Source organism: Pseudomonas sp. Mn2068 (assembly GCF_049319725.1).
In the GTDB taxonomy this organism is placed as follows: Bacteria; Pseudomonadota; Gammaproteobacteria; order Pseudomonadales; family Pseudomonadaceae; genus Aquipseudomonas; species Aquipseudomonas gingeri.
This window is the reverse complement of sequence record NZ_JBMOUG010000024.1, coordinates 35474-54899: the sequence shown is the minus strand read 5'-3', so window position 1 is coordinate 54899 and position 19426 is coordinate 35474. Positions and strand designations below refer to the sequence as shown.

The window sequence follows — 19426 nt, the reverse complement described above, 5'->3', positions numbered from 1 at the left end:
CCCGCCGATGCAGCCCTTCGCCCTGCCCGAGTTCTACATGCCCTACGGGGCACGGTTCAATCCCCATGCCGCCAGTGCCCAGCGACACACCCGCGCCTGGGCGCGGCAGATGGGCATGCTCGACAGCCCCGCCGTGGCCAACGGGCCGGTCATCTGGGACCTGGCCGCGCTGGACGCCCATGACTATCCGGCGATGTGCGCCTATACCCATCCGGACTGCGACAGCCAGGAACTGGAGCTGATTACCGACTGGTATGTCTGGGTGTTCTTCTTCGACGACCATTTTCTCGAAGCCTACAAACGCAACCGTGACAGTGTGGCGGCCCGCCAGCATCTCGATCGCCTGGCGCAGTTCATGCCCGACGTCGCCACCGCGTCCCCGCCCCTGCCGGTCAACGGTGTCGAGCGCGGGCTCGCCGACCTCTGGCCGCGCACCCTGCCGGGCATGCCCGAGGACTGGATAAGGCGCTTTCGCGAACACACCCACGACCTGCTGGAAGCCTCGATGTGGGAGTTGATGAACATCAACGAAGGGCGGGTCGCCAATCCCATCGAGTACCTGGAGATGCGCCGCAAGGTCGGCGGCGCGCCCTGGTCGGCCACCCTCGTCGAACACGCCAACCGCACGCCGGTCCCACCACGGATCGCCGAAACCAGAACGATGCAGGTGCTGCGCGACACCTTTGCCGATGGCGTGCACCTGCGCAACGACCTGTTCTCCTACCAGCGCGAGGTCCAGGAGGAAGGCGAACTGTCGAACTGCGTATTGGTGGCGGAACGCTTCCTGGACATCGACACGCAAAAAGCCGCCGGGATCACCAACGATCTGCTGACCTCGCGCCTGCGACACTTCGAGAAAACCGCGGTGCTGGACCTGCCCCGGCTGTTCGACGACCTCGGCCTGGACCAGGCGGAGCGCGCGGATACGCTGGTCTACACCAAGGGCCTGGTGGACTGGCAGTCCGGCGGGCATGCCTGGCACATGCGCTCCAGCCGCTACATGAAGGCGCATCGCTCGGCACTCGTCCCCGGCAAACCGTCAGGCCTGGGCACCAGCGCGACTCGCCTGGCCGGGCATGCCACGGGCGGGGCCAGGCCTCGGCGCAGCCTCGAGGCATTGCACCGGACGGTGATCCCGTGCCAACTGCCGGCGGTCCATATGCCGTTCGAGGTCCGTTGCAGTCCGCATCTGGAAAGCGCGCGCCACGGTTTGCGCGAATGGGCCACGCAGGTCGGCATCATCGATGCGCGCGCCGGGTTCGGCGTCTGGGACGAACGCCGCTTCGAAGCCGCCGACACCGCCCTGTGCGCCGCCCTGATGTGTCCCGATGCCCCGCCTGCGGAAGTCGACATGGCCGGGCGCTGGCTCAACTGGGGCACCTATGCCGACGATTACTTTCCGGCGGTCTTCGGCCGCAACCGCGACCTGCGGGCGGCCACGGCCCAGGTGAGACGCCTGTGCCAGTGCATGCCGCTGCCGGGCATGACGCCCTTGCAGACCAGCAACCCGCTGGAAGCCGGACTGACCAGCCTGTGGTCGCTCAGCGCGCCGAACATGTCGGCCCGCCTGTTGCGGGAACTGCGCCGCTACGTCGTGGAAATGCTCGAAAGCTGGTTATGGGAACTGGATAACCAGTTCAACCTGCGCCTGTCCGACCCGATCGACTACATCGAGATGCGGCGACGCACCTTCGGCGGTGACCTGACCACCGGGCTGACCTACCTGAGCCTGCTGGCCCGGGGGCCCGAGCTCGACGAGAAGATTTTCCGCAGCAGCCCGCTGCGCCAGTTGATCCATTGCACCGTCGACAGCGTCACCCTGACCAACGACATCGTCTCCTATCGCAAGGAAATCGAGGTCGAAGGCGAGCTGAACAATTTTGTGCTGATCCTCCAGCAGTTCCTCGACCTCGATCTGCAACCGGCCATGGACCGGGTCGGGCAACTCAGGGACGCACGTATCCGCCAGTTCGAGCATATCGTCGCCCTGGAACTGCCGGTGCTGTTCGAAGAGTTCAGCCTGGATGCCGACGGACGCCGGCTGATCCTGGACTACGCGCAACGCCTGCAAGACTATATCGCCGGCGTCATGCAGTGGCATCAGACCGTCAGCCGCTACCGCGACCCACGGCCTTACAACCTGCCGCTGCCAGGCTGGATGCAGGCACGGCTATTTATATAGGTTGAAACCCAGACCCGCCCGGTCCTGACGCCATGCTGTCGTGCAAAAAAACCGGGCGGGACTCTGATCAAGGCTGGTAACACAGGACAAACTGGGTTTCGTTGAAATTGAATGTAGCCGACTCATAAGAATTGAGTCTTACCCCTCGTGCCGGAATAAACCCCGGGCTGACTATATAGTCAGTGATACTGTTGACATCCGCGTCATTGGTCGGCCACCCCGAATATTGCTGAAGTGCCTCAAATCCCCTTCTTGTAAACATATTGATTCTCTCGGCATCGAACCCCTCAAAGGAATTCAGGGCACAGAGATAACACACACGAGGTCCGAGATTTTTCAAGGTCACCACGGGCCCCGCAGGGTCGTCCCCCCCACTGTGTCCCGGTAAAGCGCAGCCGGTCACCCGAGGTATAGCCCAGTCCGAGCTCGGTTGTTGTGCTATAGACTTGTGTCGATTTGTCATCACCGACTCTCGCATAGATATTCGTTTGATCGATGGATGTGATACTAAGCGATGCCATTTCAGTAACTCCTTGAGTTTGAGTGTCGTTTCCTCTCTATCGAGCGCTCATCAATACGACTCCAACCAACCACAAGGAAAATAAAGCACTCGCCATAATCAGAATACCCAGTGAGTCATAGTGTGACTACTGTCAGAATTGACAGGTACAGAGTGCAACTCCGCCGAAACACAGACCTCTGATCGGAAACCGTCGATAGACGTCATTCAGTACGCGAGAACTCGAACAAAAGCCCCGATCTGCCAGGCCTGTCCCTGGCATCGACACCACGCGGATCAGCCCAGCAACACCAGGCGGTTGGGCAACTCGTTGCGTACCTGGGTCAGCGGCACGTGGGTCTTGAGCAGTTCACCGCAGGACTGGATGCAGGTGACGAATCCCAGCAGGGTCTGGCCCTGCCTGACCTGCTCGGTGAAGGCCTTGACGATAGGGTCCCAGGCACTGTTGTCCAACCGCCGGGATATGCCTTCGTCCACCAGGATCTCCACATAACGCTCGGCCTCGCTGACAAAGATCAGCACGCCGGTACTGCCGACGGTGTGGTGCAGGTTCTGTTCGAGAAACTGCCGCCGTGCCAGGCCTGACGCCCGCCAGTGGCGTACCGAGCGGGGGATCAGCCGGCTGGTGATCGAAGGGATGCGAAACAGCAGGCACAGCAGGATGAAACTGCTCCACTGCACCGCCAGCAGGGTATGGCTGTTGAGCCAGCCGAAGACGAAGTTGACGATCCCCGGTACCAGCAGCGCCAACAGGCTGGCCCACAGCAGCGGGATATAGGCGTAGTCGTCGGCGCGGCTGGCCAGTACCGTCACCAGTTCCGCATCGGTCTGCTGCTCGACCCGCGTAATCGCTTCGGCGACCTGGCGTTGTTCGTATTCACTGAGTAAGGCCATGGTTGTGCATGCTCTCTCGTTATTATGTTTTTTTACCAACTGCCCGATGATCCGCCGCCACCGAAGCTGCCACCGCCACCGCTGAAACCACCGCCTGGGCGTCCACCACCGCCACCACCGAAACCTCCCGAACCGCCACCCCGCGGTCCGTAGCCCATCAGTTGCATGAAGGCGCAGATCAGCACGAAGAGCACCATCAGGAAACCGATCAGTACCGGGTGCCGCGAGCCGAAATCCCCTTCCGATTCGGTTTTTTCACCGGGCGGACTGCCGAGCACGTCGAGTATCGCGCCGACCCCGGCACTGATGCCGCTGGAAACATGGTCGCGCTTGAACTGCGGCACGATCAGCTGGTTGATGATCAGGGCGGACTGGGCATCGGTCAGGCGATCCTCCAGGCCATAACCCACTTCAATGCGCACCTTGCGCTCGTCCCGGGCGACGATCAGCAGCGCACCGTTGTTGCGGTCTTTCTGACCGATGCCCCAGTGACGTCCCAACTGGTAGCCGTAGTCCTCGATAGTGGTGCCTTGCAGGTTGGGCAAGGTGACCACCACCACCTGCTCGCCCGTGGCCTTTTCATGGGCCTGCAGTTGCTGGTCCAGGGCCTCGCGCACCGGCGCATCGATCATCCGGGCATTGTCCACCACCCGTCCGATCAGTTCGGGAAACTGCAAATCGGCCCGGGCCGTCAGTGCCAGCGTGCAGAGCAACAGCCACAGGGCACCCTTGAAAATACGCATGCCTACCTCGTCCGTGATGACGCTGGGCCGGGCCTGGCCACGCAGCCGCGCGGCAAGGCCCGGCGAGTGATCAGAACTTCACCTGCGGGGCCTTGTCGGCGTCCTGGGCGGTCGCTTCGAAGGTCGGGCGCAGCGGCAGGTCGCTGTACATCAGGCTGTGCCAGAGACGACCGGGAAAGGTGCGGATCTCGGTGTTGTACTTCTCGACGCTGAGGATAAAGTCACGCCGCGCCACGCTGATGCGGTTTTCCGTGCCTTCCAACTGGGACTGCAGGGCGAGGAAGTTCTGGTTCGACTTGAGGTCCGGGTAACGCTCCGAGACCACCATCAGCCGGCTGAGGGCGCCGGTCAGCTGGCCCTGGGCTTCCTGGTACTGCTTGAGCTTCTCGGGATTGTCCAGGGTGCTGGCATCGACCTGGATCGAAGTGGCCCTGGAGCGCGCCTCGATCACCGCGGTCAGGGTTTCCTGTTCCTGTTTCGCATAGCCCTTGACCGTTTCCACCAGGTTCGGAATCAGGTCCGCCCGGCGCTGGTACTGGTTCTGCACCTGGGCCCAGTTGGCCTTCACCTGCTCGTCGTAGGTGGGAATGTTGTTGATGCCGCAGCCGGCCAGCAAAGTGGCCAGCAAGGCCAGGACGGCGAATCTCCAGCTCGAACGGAAGCCCGGTTGTGCCTGCATGCTCGAAACGCTCCTTGAAACGATAAAAAGGGAGAAGTCCTAGGATTTTTCGCACCGGGGGCTCAGGCATAATCCGCCGCTGCCACTGGAATGTATGAAGCCAATCAGCTAAAAGATGCCCAGCGCGAAAAACAGTTCAGAAGTGTGCTGGATTTATTGGCACAACAATAGTCGCTCCCTATAACTAAACAGCCCGGCCGGTGCTCGAACACCTCGCCGTATCGGGCCCCGAGATAATCATTCATGAAGAAGCTGTGTTTGCTGGGCCTCGCTATCGGCCTGGCCAGTCTCCCGGTCGTGGCTGACACAAAGCCTGCACCCATTGCACAAAAGGACGCCTTCATCGCCAACCTGATGAAGCAGATGACCCTCGAGGAAAAGATCGGCCAGTTGCGCCTGATCAGTATCGGCCCGGAAATGCCCCGGGAACTGATCCGCAAGGAAATCGCCGCCGGTAACATCGGCGGCACCTTCAACTCCATCTCCCGCCCGGAAAACCGTCCGATGCAGGACGCGGCCATGCGCAGCCGGCTGAAGATCCCGATGTTCTTCGCCTATGACGTGATCCACGGCCACCGGACCATCTTCCCCATCAGCCTGGGCCTGGCGTCCAGCTGGGACATGGACGCCATCGGCCGCTCCGGACGCATCGCCGCCCGGGAAGCCAGCGCCGACAGCCTCGACATCACCTTCGCGCCCATGGTCGATATTTCCCGCGACCCGCGCTGGGGCCGCACCTCCGAAGGTTTCGGCGAGGACACCTACCTGGTCTCGCGCATTGCCAAGGTGATGGTCCAGGCCTACCAGGGCAAGAGCCCGGGCGAACCGGACAGCATCATGGCCAGCGTCAAGCACTTCGCCCTCTACGGCGCGGTGGAAGGCGGTCGTGACTACAACGTGGTCGACATGAGCCCGGTGAAGATGTACCAGACCTACCTGCCACCCTATCGCGCCGCCATCGATGCCGGCGCGGGCGGGGTGATGGTCGCCCTGAACTCGATCAACGGCGTGCCCGCCACCTCCAACACCTGGCTGATGCAGGACCTGTTGCGCAAGGACTGGGGCTTCAAGGGCCTGGCGGTCAGCGACCACGGGGCGATTTTCGAACTGCTCAAGCACGGTGTCGCCAAGGACGGTCGCGAAGCGGCCAAGCTGGCGATCAAGGCCGGCATCGACATGAGCATGAACGATTCGCTCTATGCCAAGGAACTGCCGGGGCTGGTCAAGTCCGGCGAAGTGCCGCAGAGCGACCTCGACAACGCCGTGCGTGAAGTACTCGGTGCCAAGTACGACATGGGCCTGTTCAAGGACCCGTACCTGCGTATCGGCAAGGCCGAGGACGATCCGGCCGACACCAACGCCGAAAGCCGCCTGCACCGCAGCGATGCCCGGGATATCGCGCGTCGCAGCCTGGTGCTGCTGAAGAACCAGAACCAGACCCTGCCGCTGCAGAAATCGGCGAAGATCGCCCTGGTCGGCCCGCTGGCCAAGGCACCGATCGACATGATGGGCAGTTGGGCCGCCGCCGGCCTGCCGGCGCAATCGGTCACCCTGTATGACGGCATGAGCCGTGCGCTGGGCGACAAGGGCCAGTTGATCTATGCCCGCGGTTCGAACATCACCGCTGACAAGAAGGTCGTCGACTACCTGAACTTCCTCAACTTCGATGCCCCGGAAGTGGTCGACGACCCGCGTCCGGCGCAGCAACTGATCGACGAAGCGGTCAAGGCCGCGCAGCAGGCGGATGTGGTGGTGGCAGCGGTGGGCGAATCGCGGGGCATGTCCCACGAGTCGTCGAGCCGTACCGACCTGAACATCCCCGAAAGCCAGCGCGAGCTGATCAAGGCCCTCAAGGCCACCGGCAAGCCGCTGGTGCTGGTGCTGATGAACGGCCGGCCGCTGACCATCGGCCACGAACAGGACCAGGCCGCCGCCGTGCTGGAAACCTGGTTCAGCGGGACCGAAGGCGGCAACGCCATCGCCGACGTGCTGTTCGGCGACTACAACCCGTCGGGCAAGCTGCCGATCACCTTCCCGCGCTCGGTCGGCCAGGTGCCGATGTACTACAACCACCTGACCATCGGCCGGCCGTTTACCCCGGGCAAGCCGGGCAACTACACCTCGCAGTACTTCGACGAGGAAAATACCCCGCTGTACCCATTCGGCTACGGCCTGAGCTACACCGACTTCAGCCTGAGCAACATGGCCCTGTCCTCGACCACGCTGAACAAGAGCGGCAAGCTCGATGCCAGTGTCACGGTCAAGAACATCGGCAAGCGTGACGGCGAGACCGTGGTGCAGTTGTACATCCAGGACGTCGCCGGTTCCATGATCCGGCCGGTCAAGGAGCTGAAGAACTTCCAGAAAGTGATGCTCAAGGCCGGTGAGGAGAAGGTCATTCACTTCACCATCGACGAGAACGACCTGAAGTTCTACAACACCCAGCTGCAGTACGCCGCCGAGCCAGGCAAGTTCAATGTGCAGATCGGCCTGGACTCCCAGGATGTGACACAGCAGAGCTTCGAGTTGTTGTAAGACCCGTCAACCTGTAGGAGCTGGCTTGTCAGCGATGACAATGCCAGCCGCACCGCCGCTATCGCCAGCAAGCCGGCTCCCACAGGGCGATGTTTCACCACGGACTAGCGTCCAGCCTGGAACCCTGTAGGAGCTGGCTTGCCAGCGATGACGATGCCAGCCTCACCGCCGCTATCGCCAGCAAGCCGGCTCCCACAGGGCGATGTTTCACCACGGACTATGGTCCAGCCTGAAACCTTGTGGGAGCTGGCTTGCCGGCGATGACGACGCCAGCCGCACCGCCGCTTTCGCCAGCAAGCCGGCTCCCACAGGATGGCGGCTCGCCACGGACTAGCGTCCAGCCTGGAACCCTGTGGGAGCTGGCTTGCCAGCGATGACGAGGCCAGCCGCGCCGCCGCTTTCGCGGGCAAGCCCGCTCCCACAAGGTCCGTATACACCCTTGGCCGGCGTGTTATCTTTCCGGCCCCTCCCCAGCCTGTCGTTGCCCGCATGCCGCCGATTCCCCGTTCCCTGCGTCTGGCGCTCCATACCCTGCTGATCCTCGCCGGCACCGCGCTGGCCGCCGGCTGGGCCGTGCACCGTGCCGGGCAACAGGCCCTGGTGGACGATGCCGCGCGCGGGAAGGCGCAACTGACGTTGTACGCCAATTCCCTGCATACCCTGATCGAGCGCTACCGTGCCCTGCCCGCCGTCCTGGCCCTGGACTCGGAATTGCGCGAAGCCCTCGACGGTCCGGTCAGCCCGCAACGGCAGGACGCGCTCAACCGCAAGCTGGAACGCATCAACGGCGCCGCACGCTCCTCGACCCTGCAGCTGCTCGATCGCAACGGTCTGTCGGTGGCCGCCAGCAACTGGCGCCTGCCCAGCAGCTATGTCGGCCACTACTACGGCTTCCGCCCCTACTTCAACCAGACCCGCAGCGAAGGCAGCGGGCATTTCTACGCGGTCGGCGTGACCAGCGGGATTCCCGGTTATTTCCTCTCCAGCGCAGTGTTCAACGACCGCGGCGAATTCATCGGGGCCATGGTGGTGAAGCTGGAGTTCCCCGAGATCGAACACGAATGGAGCAAAGGCAACGACACCCTGCTGGTCAGCGATTCCCGTGACATCGTGTTTATCGCCAACCAGCCGGGCTGGCGCTATCGCCTGTTGCGACCGTTGTCAGACAGTGACCGCAGCGAGATCGGTCGTACCCGTCAATACGACAAGCAGGCCCTGAGTCCCATCGAGCACCAGACCCTGCGGGTCTTCGGCGACAACAGCTACCTGACCCGGGTCGACACCCCCGCCGGGCGCGCCGAACTGCTGTGGGAATCGCTGCCACTGGACACCGAACACTGGACCCTGCACCTGCTGCGCAAACCGCAACTGGCCGCCGAGGAGCGCCGCAACGCCGGGCTGGCCGGTGCCGGCCTGTGGCTGACCCTGGTGTTTCTCGGCTTGTTCCTCAACCAGCGCTGGCGCCTGGCCCGTTTGCGCCAGCGCAGCCGTGAAGAGCTGGAACGCCTGGTGGAAGAGCGGACCCGCGACCTGCGCACGGCCCAGGACGGCCTGGTGCAATCGGCCAAGCTGGCGGCGCTGGGACAGATGTCCGCGGCCCTGGCCCATGAGATCAACCAGCCGCTGACCGCCCAGCGCATGCAACTGGCGACCTTGCGCCTGCTGCTGGATCACGGGCGGATCGAGGCGGCCTATCAGGCCCTGGAACCCCTCGACCAGATGCTGACCCGCATGGCGGCCTTGACCGGGCACCTGAAGACCTACGCCCGGCAAAGCCCCAGCGGCCTGCGTGAGCCCCTGGACCTGGCCGGCGTGGTCGACCAGTCGCTGCAACTGCTCGACCCGCGCCTGCGCGAGGACAATGTCAGCACGGTGCTGCACCTGACCCGCCCGGCCTGGGTCCGGGGCGATGCGATCCGTCTGGAACAGGTGCTGATCAACCTGCTGCGCAACGCCCTCGACGCCATGCACGACAAACCGCTCAAGCGCCTGGAAATCCGCATCGAGGCCGACCAGCAATTGTGGTTGCTGACCGTCGGTGACAGCGGCGGCGGGATTGCCGAGGAACACCTGGCCAAGGTCTTCGATCCGTTCTTCACCACCAAACCGGTGGGAGAAGGCCTCGGGCTGGGACTGGCGGTATCCTATGCCATCGTCCATGAGCTGGGCGGCCGCCTGAGCGTCGACAACCGCCCCGGCGGCGCCCTGTTCACCCTGGCCCTGCCGATCGCCCTGGAGGTACACAGCCCATGTTGAACACGGTGATGGTGGTCGATGACGAAGCCAGCATTCGCAATGCCGTGGAGCAGTGGCTGAGCCTGTCGGGCTTCGCGGTGCAGGTCTTCGGCCGCGCCGAGGAATGCCTGGCGCGGCTGCCGGCGCATTTTCCCGGCGTGATCATCAGCGACGTGCGCATGCCGGGCCTCAGCGGCCTGGAGTTGCTGGAGCGCGTGCGCACCCTCGACGCCGACCTGCCGGTGATCCTGCTGACCGGCCATGGCGATGTGAAGATGGCGGTCGAGGCCATGCGCGACGGCGCCTACGACTTCCTGGAAAAGCCCTTCAGTCCCGAAGCGCTGCTGGGCAGCCTCGGGCGTGCCCTGGAAAAGCGCCGGCTGGTCCTGGAAAACCGCCGCCTGCATGAACAGGCCGACAGCCGCTCGCGACTCGAGACCAGCCTGCTCGGGGTATCCCGCAGCCTGCAGACCCTGCGGCGACAAGTGCTGGAGCTGGCGCCGCTGCCGGTCAACGTGCTGATCCGTGGCGAGACCGGCAGCGGCAAGGAACTGGTCGCCCGCTGCCTGCATGACTTCGGCCCGCGTGCCGCCAAACCCTTCGTGGCGCTCAACTGCGCGGCGATTCCCGAGTCGTTGTTCGAGGCCGAGTTGTTCGGCCATGAAAGCGGTGCCTTTACCGGCGCCCAGGGCAAGCGCATCGGCAAGCTGGAATACGCCGACGGCGGTACGCTGTTTCTCGACGAGATCGAAAGCATGCCGCTGGCCCAGCAGGTAAAACTGCTGCGGGTCCTGCAGGAACAGAAACTCGAGCGCCTGGGCTCCAATCAGAGCATCCATGTCGACCTGCGCATCGTCGCCGCGACCAAGCCCGACCTGCTGGAGGAAGCCCGCGCCGGGCGTTTTCGCGAAGACCTGGCGTATAGACTGACAGTGGCCGAACTGCGCCTGCCACCGTTGCGCGAGCGACGCGAGGATATTCCGCTGCTGTTCGAACACTTCGCCCAGGGTGCGGCCGAGCGCCTGGGACGTGCCGCGACCGCCCTGAGCGGGCCACAGTTGAGCCGGCTGCTGAGCCATGACTGGCCGGGAAATGTCCGGGAACTGGCGAATGCCGCCGAACGCTCGGTGCTCAGCCTGGGCGAGCCGGAACCGGAAGGCATCGACCCCGGCCAATCCCTGGCGGCCCAGCAGGAAGCGTTCGAAGCGCAATGCCTGCGTTCGGCGCTGACCCGGCACAAGGGTGATGTCAAGGCGGTGCTCGAAGAGCTGCAACTGCCTCGCCGGACCTTCAATGAAAAGATGCAGCGCCATGGGCTGGCGCGGGAGATGTTTCTCAAGGAGGAGTAACCCCCCTCTGGAACGCCACCTGACCTGTAGGAGCGGCCAGTCGACGCTGGATTGCCCGTGAGGCTTCTGGCGCTCTCAAGATCGCCTTCGCGGCGATGCGCCGTCCCGACAAGCCCGGCCCCTGCAGTCATGTTTCGCCTGACACATCCCGCATCGGCGATTTTCCGCTTACCGATTTATCCATCATGAGCGGATTTCCGCTTATCAGTTCCCGCCAACCCCTCTGGACCGGGCCTTCGGCCCCTGGCACGGCTCCTGCTATAGCCCTGCCAGGCTGCGCTTGCGCGCGCTCCACAAAAACAATGACTTGAAGGTTCCCTGATGGATAACTCCTCTACCCTGCCCCTCGGGTCGGCGGCTGCGCCGGCAAAAGAAAGAACCACTTCCAGCCGTTTGAAATCGATCTTCAGCGGTTCGGTCGGCAACATGGTCGAGTGGTACGACTGGTACGTCTACGCCGCGTTCTCGTTGTACTTCGCCAAGGTCTTCTTCCCCAAGGGCGACACCACCGCACAACTGCTCAACACCGCCGCGATCTTTGCCGTGGGCTTCCTCATGCGTCCGATCGGCGGCTGGCTGATGGGCCTGTATGCCGACCGCAAGGGACGCAAGGCCGCCCTGATGGCCTCGGTCCTGCTGATGTGCTTCGGCTCCCTGATCATCGCCCTGACCCCCGGTTATGAAACCATCGGCGTCGGCGCCCCGATCCTGCTGGTGGTTGCCCGCCTGATGCAGGGCCTGTCGGTCGGTGGTGAATACGGCACCTCGGCCACGTACCTCAGCGAGATGGCGACCAAGGAGCGTCGCGGCTTCTTCTCCAGCTTCCAGTACGTGACCCTGATCTCCGGCCAGCTCATCGCCCTGGCGGTGCTGATCGTGCTGCAACAGACCCTGACCACCGAACAATTGCAGGACTGGGGCTGGCGGATTCCGTTCGGCATCGGCGCCCTGTGTGCGGTCGTCGCGCTCTACCTGCGTCGCGGCATGGAGGAAACCGAGTCGTTCACCAAGAAGAAGGAAAAACCGAAGGAAAGCCTGATGCGCACACTGATGCGTCATCCCAAGGAACTGATGACCGTGGTCGGCCTGACCATGGGCGGTACCCTGGCCTTCTACACCTACACCACCTATATGCAGAAGTACCTGGTGAACACCGTCGGCATGAGCATCTCCGACTCCACCACCATCTCGGCGGCCACGCTGTTCCTGTTCATGTGCCTGCAACCGGTGGTCGGCGCACTGTCGGACAAGGTCGGCCGGCGGCCGATCCTGATCGCCTTCGGGATTCTCGGCACGCTCTGCACCGTGCCGATCCTCAGCACCCTGCATACCATCCAGACCTGGTGGGGCGCGTTCTTCCTGATCATGGCCGCGCTGATCATCGTCAGCGGCTACACCTCGATCAACGCGGTGGTCAAAGCCGAACTGTTCCCGACGGAAATCCGCGCCCTGGGCGTGGGCCTGCCGTATGCACTGACGGTATCGATCTTCGGTGGTACCGCTGAATACATCGCGCTGTGGTTCAAGAGTATCGGCATGGAAACCGGCTACTACTGGTACGTGACCGCCTGCATCGCGGTTTCGCTGCTGGTGTACATCACCATGAAGGACACCCGCAAGCATTCGCGGATCGAAACCGACTGAGTACCGACGCCCTGAACCTGTAGGAGTCGGCTTGCCGGCGATGAGGCCTTTGAGCCTTGCAGCGTCCATACGGACGTCATCGCCGGCAAGCCGGCTCCTACAAAGGTTCGGTGTTGTTTGCCGGACTGCATCCCCCCGCTCACTCACGTCCTTACAGGACGAGCCCGCGCATTTCTGCGCAAGCGCAAAAGAATTTTCGGAATTAATAGTCAGTTAATTCCCTACCTCCATTCTGAACCTACGCCAAATCGACCTGCGCACATGCTCTCGGGCATCACGTGACCGCCGCCTGATTGCATCGCCAGAAGTATCGATTTATACGATTGATTTAAGCGTTTTTTTGCGCTTTTTAATCAAATTAACCAGCGTAATATGACTTCCACACCCACTGAACAAAACGACTACCGACTGGAGCAACGACCATGAAAACCAAACTGATCCTCGCCCTGACCCTTTCCGTACTGGCCGCCAACACCTTTGCCGCCGATGGCTACAGCCACACCCCGGGCGCCTACAGCGTTGCTGCCGATGGCTACGACAAGACCCCGGGTGCCAACGCTGTCGCCGCTGATGGCTACGACAAGACCCCAGGTGCCAACGCTGTCGCCGCTGATGGCTACGACAAGACCCCGGGCGCCAACGCTGTCGCCGCTGACGGCTACGACAAGACCCCTGGCGCTGCTGCCATCAGCTGATTGATCCCGGTGGCATCACAGCCCGGCTTCGGCCGGGCTTAGTCGTTTCTGGGGGAAAGAAAAGGGTTGATCGTTCCCATGCTCCGCATGGGAATGCCTCTCTGGACGCTCTGCGTCCGCTCTTGTGACGCGGAGCGTCATGGGCTGCTTTGCTGCGCACAGGAACGATCCATGATGCGTGAGCTATCGCATTTGCTCTCGATGCCAAGCACACTATCGACCTCCACCCAGCCCGCGGAACCCTCGAACCATGTCCGACGATATCCACTATTACGAACCCGCCAACGGCCACGGCCTGCCTCACGATCCGTTCAACGCCATCGTCGGCCCGCGCCCCATCGGCTGGATTTCGTCGCAGGACGCCGAAGGCCGCCTGAACCTGGCGCCCTACAGCTTCTTCAACGCCTTCAACTACATCCCGCCGATCATCGGTTTCTCCAGCGTCGGCCGCAAAGACAGCCTGAACAATATCGAACAGACCGGCGAATTCGCCTGGAACCTCGCCACCCGCCCACTGGCCGAGGCAATGAACCAGAGCTGTGCCGCCGTGCCGGCTGCGGTCAACGAGTTCGAACTGGCCGGCCTGACGCCCGCCGCCTCGAAGATCATTCGCGTGCCGCGGGTGCAGGAAAGCCCGGTCTCCTTCGAATGCAAGGTGACCCAGATCATCCAGTTGCAACGCGCCGACCAGGCCCTGGTGCCCAGCTGGCTGATTCTCGGTGAAGTGGTTGCCGTGCATATCGCCCGGCACCTGCTCAAGGACGGTATCTACGACACCGCCGCCGCCGAACCGATCCTGCGTGGCGGCGGTCCGGCGGACTATTTCCAGTTGGGCCCGGAGTCCCTGTTCAAGATGTATCGCCCGCAAGTGGCGAAGTGATCGCCCGGGAAACGCTTACCAGGACAACCCGCCCTCGGCATCGACGTCGATCAGCCGCGCCAATGCCTGCTCGGCGGCCTGGTCGGCTTCGAGAGCCGTCTTGAACGTCTGGTCTTCAAGGATTTTGTGGAAACGCGGGGCATCGAAACCGCCCAGGGCCTTTACCGCAATGGCTGCGCTATAACCGGCCTCACCGCGAACTGCTGCTGAAACTGCTTCGAACTGTGCAAACTCTTTACGTGCCATGCCTGTCTGTCCCGGCCAATTGATCGGCCGGTATTCTAGTCCCCTGCCTCGCAAATACGCTCATGTTTTGGCGAGTGCCTGTAGTTCTCGGGCAAGGCACCGGGACGAGTCAGAGCACGTTATGGCGAGGAGCGGCAAGGCAGCATGGGGGCGACAGGTGCCGCCAAAATTAAGCGGGATTTTCGTGCGTCCTTCAGCTGGCCAACTTCTGCAGGGAACCTGCGCTGGACAGATGAAAATCGCACTGGGCACGGGCGGCGGACACATCGCTGAAGGTGTGGAAGTCGAAGCTGTTGACCACCAGGTCCTGCACCAGCTCGGCAAAGATCTGCATCGCCGGGGTGTTGAAATAGGCGGTCATCGCCGGTTGGTTGATCCAGAAACCGGACACCAGCCAGAGGTCGGCATCGGCCAGGGAGTGTTGCAGGGAAAACTGCAGGCAACCGGGTGCCTGGCGAGAAGGTTCGATCAGGCTGCTCAGACGCGAACCCAGCTCGGCGGAACGCCCTGGACGTGCGCGAACAAAGGCCATGTGACTGACGGGGATATGCTTGGACATGCTCGGCTCTCCCGAAGAGAAGGTTGTACTCGCTCCATCAACCGCCGGACTGACGGCGACAGGAGCAGAGATTAAGGCTTCAGGCGAGAGGTCGTTAGTCGATTCCTGTCGGGTTATTGCACAATCCTGTCGGAGCGCGCTATTGGCCAGGTCAAGCGTGCGTGCCAGCGGCGTCCGGCGTTTCAGAGTTTTAAGCAAGTTCGCCCCTCTCGCCGGCCAGTCATCAGACTGTCACAGGAGATCAAGGCAGGATCAGGCAAGAATTGCGCAGGATTCGGCTGGCGGTCCGACTTGCCCAAACTTAAGCTATGAACCGTTGAAAGTGACACTCTCGAGGGGATTCTCCATGTCGTTGTCCGTACATCCGCAAGAAGCTATCCCCCCGGAGATGGAGAAACAGCGCCTGGAACTGGCCGATATCATCCGTCGCCACACCGATGAGGACGGTAGCTACCAGACCGCCGTCGGCTCCCTGGTACTGGGCCGGCACAATCACCCCTACGATTTCAATCCGGTGCTGGCGCAACCGGCGCTGTGCATCATGGCCCAGGGCCGCAAGGAAGTCCGCCTGGGTGACGACCACTTCATCTACGACCCACTGAATTACATGGTGATATCGGTTTCCATGCCGATGAGCGGTCGGGTCCTGAATGCCTCGCCGCAGATGCCGTTGCTGGCGTTGCGCCTGGACATCGACCCCAACGAAATCAGCGCGCTGATCGCCGAGGCCGGGCCCATGGGCGTGCCCACCCGACCGACCGGGCTCGGCCTGTATGTCGAGCGGGTCGACACCCAGATGTTCGACGCCCTGCTGCGCCTGACCCGGCTGATCGACACGCCGAAGGATATCCCCATGCTCGCGCCGCTGATCCGCCGGGAGATCCTCTATCGCCTGCTGCGCAGCCCACAGGGTTATCGCCTGTACGAAATAGCCATCGCCAACAGCCAGGGCCATCGGGTGAACCAGGCAATCAAGTGGTTGAACGGCAATTTCGAGCAGCCGCTGCGGATCGACGACCTGGCGCGGGAAGCCAACCTGAGCGTGTCGACCCTGCACCACCGGTTCAAGGCCATGACCGCCATGAGCCCGCTGCAATACCAGAAGCAATTGCGGCTGCAGGAAGCACGGCGGCTGATGCTGGCCGAAGGGCTGGACGCCTCCGCGGCGGGTTACCGGGTGGGTTATGAAAGCCCCTCGCAATTCAGCCGCGAATACAGCCGGCTGTTCGGCGCGCCGCCCCTGCGCGACCTGGCGCGGCTGCGCCAGAGCGTCTAGGCGCCGGACCCGAGCATCCGACAGGCCTCGGCCGGAATCGTCAGCGAGACCCTGTGCCCCACGTCCAGGCCGATCCCCTGGCATGGCGTGTTCAGCGCCGTGAACGACACGCCGGAACACTCGACGATGGTTTCAATGGTCGAACCGATATCCCGCACGAAGGTCACGGTGCCGAGCAGGCAATTGCTCGCCGGCGTCGCCTGGGGCACGGACAGTTGCAGATCCTCCGGGCGCACCAGCATCCGCACCTGCTTCCCGGCCTCCACCCCGGCACTGCCCGGCACCTCGATGCTCTCGCCCCCCGGCAGCCCGACCCGGCCGTCGCCCAGCACGGTGGCCGGGAAGATATTGCCCGAGCCGATAAAGTCGGCGACGAACTCATTGGCCGGGTGCCGATAGATCTCGATAGGCGTACCCACCTGCTGCACGCGGTGCTCGCCCAGCACCACCACGATATCGGCCATGGTCATGGCTTCACGCTGGTCATGGGTGACCATGATGGTGGTGATGTTCAGGCGCTGTTGCAGTTGGCGGATTTCCACCTGCATCGATTCGCGCAATTTGGCGTCCAGCGCCGACAGCGGTTCATCCAGCAGCAGAATCTTTGGCCGCGCGGCTATCGCGCGGGCAATCGCCACCCGCTGACGCTGCCCGCCGGAGAGCTTGGACACCGGCCGGTCGATCATCTCGCTCAGTTGAATCAGTTGCAGCAACTCGACCACCCGGGCCTGTTGCTCGTCCCTGGCGACCCCGCGCAGTTTCAGCGGATAGGCGATGTTCTCGCCCACGGTCATATGGGGAAACAGCGCCAGGGACTGGAACACCATGCCGAAGTTGCGCAGGTGCGCCGGCGTCTGGCCGATGTCCTCGCCGTCCAGGCGGATCTCGCCGGCGCTGAGGGTTTCCAGGCCCGCGATCATTCTCAGCAAGGTGGTCTTGCCGCATCCCGAAGGGCCGAGGAAACACACCAGCTTGCCTTCGGGCAGATGCAGATTGACGTCCTTCACCGCACAGGCCGTGCCGTAGTGCTTTTCGACGTTTTCCAGAATCAGTCCAGTCATGTTGCTCACCTCAAGAAATCAGAAGGAAACGCCGCCCTCGCCCACCAGCTTCTCCAACGCCCAGATCAGGACGAAGTCGATCAGCACGATCAGCACGGCAAAGGAGAAAACAGTCGGGTCGAGGGACGAGACGGTGCGGCTGTACATCCAGATCGGCACGGTCATCACGTCGATGGTGTAGAGGAAATAGGTCACGGTGAATTCGTTGAACGAGACGATGAACGCCAGCAGCATCCCGGCGAGAATCCCCGACTTCATCAACGGCACCACCACATCGAGGATCGCCCGCTGCGGTGAAGCGCCCAGCATCTGCGCAGCCTCCTCGACCTCGCTGCCGATGGAAAGCATGGCCGCCGTGCAGTTCTTCACTACGAAGGGCAAGGCCAGGATCACGTGGGCGATGACCAGCCGCGAGAAGCTCATCTGGAACGGTAGGCTGTCGAACACCAGCAGCAACGCCAGCCCCAGCACCACCATCGGAAACACCAGGGGCAGCGACATCAGTTGCAGCGCCACGGCCTTGCCGCGAAATTCGCAGCGCACCAGCGCATAGGCGGCGGGCACCGCCACCAGGGTGGCAAGCACCATGGTCAGGCAGGCCACCAGCAGGCTGGTGGTCATCGCCTTGCCCAGGCTCAGCACATCGCTGGCATCCGGCGAGACAATGGTGTGCCAGGCCGCGCGATACCATTGCAGGCTGTAGCTGCTGGGCGGGAAGTCGAGGTTCGAGGCGCCGCTGAAGGACATGACGATCATGGTCAGGATCGGCAGGACCGCCAGCAGCAGGATGATTCCCGAAAGAATCCCGGCGAAACGCCCGGTCTCCCCCGGTAGGATCGACAGGCGCTTGGACGACGACAGGCTCATTGGCAGGACTCCAGCATCCGGCGTCGACGGCCGGTGACGTATTCGGACAGGGTCATGATCGCCAGAGTGGTGATGATCAGCACGACACCGGCCGCCGAGGCCGCCGGCCAGTTCATCAGCGGGGCGATCTGGTCATGGACCATCACCGCCAGCATCGGCACGCGCCGGCCGCCCAGCAGCAGGGGCACGACGAAACTGCTGGCGTTGTAGGCGAACACCAGGGTCGCGCCGGTGATGATGCCCGGCAGGCTCATGGGCAGGATGACCTGGCGAAACACCTGCAAGCGGCTCGCGCCGAGGGTCGCGGCGGCCTCTTCATAGGTGCGCGCGACACCGCGCATGGCGCTGGCGATCGGCAATACCGCGAGGGGGAAGGCGGTCTGCACCAGGCCCATCAACACGCCGTTCTGGTTGTAGAGCAGCATGATCGGGCGCTTGATCAGACCAAGGCCCATCAGCGCCTGGTTGAGCATGCCGCCGGGACCGAGGATCACCAGCCAGCCATAACTTTGCAGCAGCAGGTTGACCAGCAGTGGCAGGAGCACGGCGGCGAGGAAGATCCGCCGCACGAACGGCGAGGTCAGGCGCGACATGGTGTAGGCCACGGGAATCGCCAGCAGCACCGCGATCACGGCGCTGAACAGCGCCAGACGCAAGGTCAGCAGCAGCGACTTGAGGTAGTAGGGTTCCAGCAGTTGCGCGTAGCTGGCGAGGCTGAAGCCGGTCCATTCGGCCCCCTTGGTGCCGACGCTCATCCGTAGCACCAGCAGGCTGGCGAGAATCAGCACGGCGAGAAACAGCATCGACGGCGAGAGGAAAAGCCAGGCCCGGGCGGTGGGCGAAATCCCCGTTCGAGGGCGCGACAAAGCCACGCCGACCGGCCGGGTCAGAGGTTGGTGTTCCATAGAAAGAGTCTCGACAGAGAGAAATCATCAACAAGGCAGAGGCTTGGCGGACAAGGTCGATCGCCAGGATTGACACGGTCCTTGCAGGAGCCGGCTTGCTGGCCATGGCGATCTGACGGCCAACATCCTTGTCGCCTGATACACCGCTATCGCCAG

Annotated in this window: 16 protein-coding genes; 8 read left to right on the top strand and 8 right to left on the bottom strand. The window is 63.1% G+C overall.

Translation table 11 applies throughout. The features are described 5' to 3' along the window. The first annotated feature begins 7 nt into the window (after positions 1-7). On the top strand, positions 8-2182 hold the full coding sequence (locus ACL9RJ_RS31990; protein WP_212810023.1) for a terpene synthase family protein: 2175 nt from the start codon (positions 8-10) through the stop codon (positions 2180-2182). Positions 2183-2978: 796 nt separating this feature from the next. Here ACL9RJ_RS31990 and ACL9RJ_RS31985 read toward each other — a convergent pair. The 3 genes from ACL9RJ_RS31985 to ACL9RJ_RS31975 all read right to left on the bottom strand — a co-directional run bounded on the left by ACL9RJ_RS31985 (position 2979) and on the right by ACL9RJ_RS31975 (position 5018). Then, positions 2979-3596 carry a TPM domain-containing protein gene (locus ACL9RJ_RS31985; protein ID WP_177088147.1) on the bottom strand — a complete coding sequence of 206 codons (618 nt, stop codon included), beginning with the start codon at positions 3594-3596 and terminating at the stop codon, positions 2979-2981. A gap of 32 nt (positions 3597-3628) precedes the next feature. Further along, complete coding sequence (locus tag ACL9RJ_RS31980; RefSeq protein WP_017126616.1) at positions 3629-4339, bottom strand: TPM domain-containing protein; 711 nt, start codon at positions 4337-4339, stop codon at positions 3629-3631. Positions 4340-4409: 70 nt separating this feature from the next. Then, positions 4410-5018, bottom strand: a complete 609-nt coding sequence (locus ACL9RJ_RS31975; RefSeq protein WP_017126617.1) for a LemA family protein — start codon at positions 5016-5018, stop codon at positions 4410-4412. A 243-nt stretch (positions 5019-5261) separates the two neighbouring features. On the opposite strand from ACL9RJ_RS31975, the gene bglX reads away from it, so the two are divergent. The 6 genes from bglX to ACL9RJ_RS31945 all read left to right on the top strand — a co-directional run bounded on the left by bglX (position 5262) and on the right by ACL9RJ_RS31945 (position 14356). Further along, positions 5262-7553, top strand: a complete 2292-nt coding sequence (gene bglX / locus ACL9RJ_RS31970; protein ID WP_017126618.1) for a beta-glucosidase BglX — start codon at positions 5262-5264, stop codon at positions 7551-7553. A gap of 489 nt (positions 7554-8042) precedes the next feature. Further along, a complete protein-coding gene (locus tag ACL9RJ_RS31965) occupies positions 8043-9809 on the top strand; it encodes a sensor histidine kinase (RefSeq protein WP_177088145.1) in 1767 nt (588 codons plus the stop codon). Further along, positions 9803-11137 carry a sigma-54-dependent transcriptional regulator gene (locus tag ACL9RJ_RS31960; RefSeq protein WP_422765989.1) on the top strand — a complete coding sequence of 445 codons (1335 nt, stop codon included), beginning with the start codon at positions 9803-9805 and terminating at the stop codon, positions 11135-11137. Before ACL9RJ_RS31965 ends, ACL9RJ_RS31960 begins: the two co-directional genes overlap by 7 nt. 321 nt (positions 11138-11458) lie before the next feature. After that, positions 11459-12781 carry an MFS transporter gene (locus ACL9RJ_RS31955; protein ID WP_042934147.1) on the top strand — a complete coding sequence of 441 codons (1323 nt, stop codon included), beginning with the start codon at positions 11459-11461 and terminating at the stop codon, positions 12779-12781. A gap of 422 nt (positions 12782-13203) precedes the next feature. Then, positions 13204-13476, top strand: coding sequence for a hypothetical protein (locus ACL9RJ_RS31950; RefSeq protein WP_422765988.1), 273 nt, complete (start codon positions 13204-13206; stop codon positions 13474-13476). Between the two features lie 250 nt (positions 13477-13726). Continuing rightward, positions 13727-14356 carry a flavin reductase family protein gene (locus ACL9RJ_RS31945; protein WP_212810028.1) on the top strand — a complete coding sequence of 210 codons (630 nt, stop codon included), beginning with the start codon at positions 13727-13729 and terminating at the stop codon, positions 14354-14356. Between the two features lie 15 nt (positions 14357-14371). Here the strand turns inward: ACL9RJ_RS31945 and ACL9RJ_RS31940 are convergent, their stop codons facing one another. Both ACL9RJ_RS31940 and ACL9RJ_RS31935 read right to left on the bottom strand, forming a co-directional pair. Further along, a complete protein-coding gene (locus tag ACL9RJ_RS31940; RefSeq protein ID WP_017123998.1) occupies positions 14372-14602 on the bottom strand; it encodes a hypothetical protein in 231 nt (76 codons plus the stop codon). 193 nt (positions 14603-14795) lie between these two features. Then, positions 14796-15161, bottom strand: a complete 366-nt coding sequence (locus ACL9RJ_RS31935) for an antibiotic biosynthesis monooxygenase family protein (protein ID WP_017123999.1) — start codon at positions 15159-15161, stop codon at positions 14796-14798. Positions 15162-15507: 346 nt separating this feature from the next. On the opposite strand from ACL9RJ_RS31935, the gene ACL9RJ_RS31930 reads away from it, so the two are divergent. Further along, positions 15508-16437: an AraC family transcriptional regulator gene (locus ACL9RJ_RS31930; RefSeq protein WP_042934492.1), complete on the top strand. Its 930-nt coding sequence runs from the start codon at positions 15508-15510 to the stop codon at positions 16435-16437. Here the strand turns inward: ACL9RJ_RS31930 and ACL9RJ_RS31925 are convergent. From ACL9RJ_RS31925 to ACL9RJ_RS31915, 3 genes are read right to left on the bottom strand one after another with little or no spacing between them, the layout of a single operon-like run. Next, positions 16434-17498 carry an ABC transporter ATP-binding protein gene (locus ACL9RJ_RS31925; RefSeq protein ID WP_177107928.1) on the bottom strand — a complete coding sequence of 355 codons (1065 nt, stop codon included), beginning with the start codon at positions 17496-17498 and terminating at the stop codon, positions 16434-16436. The two genes, ACL9RJ_RS31930 and ACL9RJ_RS31925, sit on opposite strands and share 4 nt — an antisense overlap. A gap of 18 nt (positions 17499-17516) precedes the next feature. Next, complete coding sequence (locus ACL9RJ_RS31920; protein ID WP_103032688.1) at positions 17517-18365, bottom strand: ABC transporter permease; 849 nt, start codon at positions 18363-18365, stop codon at positions 17517-17519. Continuing rightward, positions 18362-19270, bottom strand: a complete 909-nt coding sequence (locus ACL9RJ_RS31915) for an ABC transporter permease (protein ID WP_422765987.1) — start codon at positions 19268-19270, stop codon at positions 18362-18364. The genes ACL9RJ_RS31920 and ACL9RJ_RS31915 overlap by 4 nt, the downstream gene beginning before the upstream one ends. Positions 19271-19426: the final 156 nt, after the last annotated feature.

Bases quoted from the DNA above. Each gene is read 5' to 3' on its own strand.
- ACL9RJ_RS31990 (WP_212810023.1), top strand. From the start codon at position 8: ATGCAGCCCTTCGCCCTGCCCGAGTTCTACATGCCCTACGGGGCACGG.
- ACL9RJ_RS31985 (WP_177088147.1), bottom strand. From the start codon at position 3,596: ATGGCCTTACTCAGTGAATACGAACAACGCCAGGTCGCCGAAGCGATT.
- ACL9RJ_RS31980 (WP_017126616.1), bottom strand. From the start codon at position 4,339: ATGCGTATTTTCAAGGGTGCCCTGTGGCTGTTGCTCTGCACGCTGGCA.
- ACL9RJ_RS31975 (WP_017126617.1), bottom strand. From the start codon at position 5,018: ATGCAGGCACAACCGGGCTTCCGTTCGAGCTGGAGATTCGCCGTCCTG.
- bglX (WP_017126618.1), top strand. From the start codon at position 5,262: ATGAAGAAGCTGTGTTTGCTGGGCCTCGCTATCGGCCTGGCCAGTCTC.
- ACL9RJ_RS31965 (WP_177088145.1), top strand. From the start codon at position 8,043: ATGCCGCCGATTCCCCGTTCCCTGCGTCTGGCGCTCCATACCCTGCTG.
- ACL9RJ_RS31960 (WP_422765989.1), top strand. From the start codon at position 9,803: ATGTTGAACACGGTGATGGTGGTCGATGACGAAGCCAGCATTCGCAAT.
- ACL9RJ_RS31955 (WP_042934147.1), top strand. From the start codon at position 11,459: ATGGATAACTCCTCTACCCTGCCCCTCGGGTCGGCGGCTGCGCCGGCA.
- ACL9RJ_RS31950 (WP_422765988.1), top strand. From the start codon at position 13,204: ATGAAAACCAAACTGATCCTCGCCCTGACCCTTTCCGTACTGGCCGCC.
- ACL9RJ_RS31945 (WP_212810028.1), top strand. From the start codon at position 13,727: ATGTCCGACGATATCCACTATTACGAACCCGCCAACGGCCACGGCCTG.
- ACL9RJ_RS31940 (WP_017123998.1), bottom strand. From the start codon at position 14,602: ATGGCACGTAAAGAGTTTGCACAGTTCGAAGCAGTTTCAGCAGCAGTT.
- ACL9RJ_RS31935 (WP_017123999.1), bottom strand. From the start codon at position 15,161: ATGTCCAAGCATATCCCCGTCAGTCACATGGCCTTTGTTCGCGCACGT.
- ACL9RJ_RS31930 (WP_042934492.1), top strand. From the start codon at position 15,508: ATGTCGTTGTCCGTACATCCGCAAGAAGCTATCCCCCCGGAGATGGAG.
- ACL9RJ_RS31925 (WP_177107928.1), bottom strand. From the start codon at position 17,498: ATGACTGGACTGATTCTGGAAAACGTCGAAAAGCACTACGGCACGGCC.
- ACL9RJ_RS31920 (WP_103032688.1), bottom strand. From the start codon at position 18,365: ATGAGCCTGTCGTCGTCCAAGCGCCTGTCGATCCTACCGGGGGAGACC.
- ACL9RJ_RS31915 (WP_422765987.1), bottom strand. From the start codon at position 19,270: ATGGAACACCAACCTCTGACCCGGCCGGTCGGCGTGGCTTTGTCGCGC.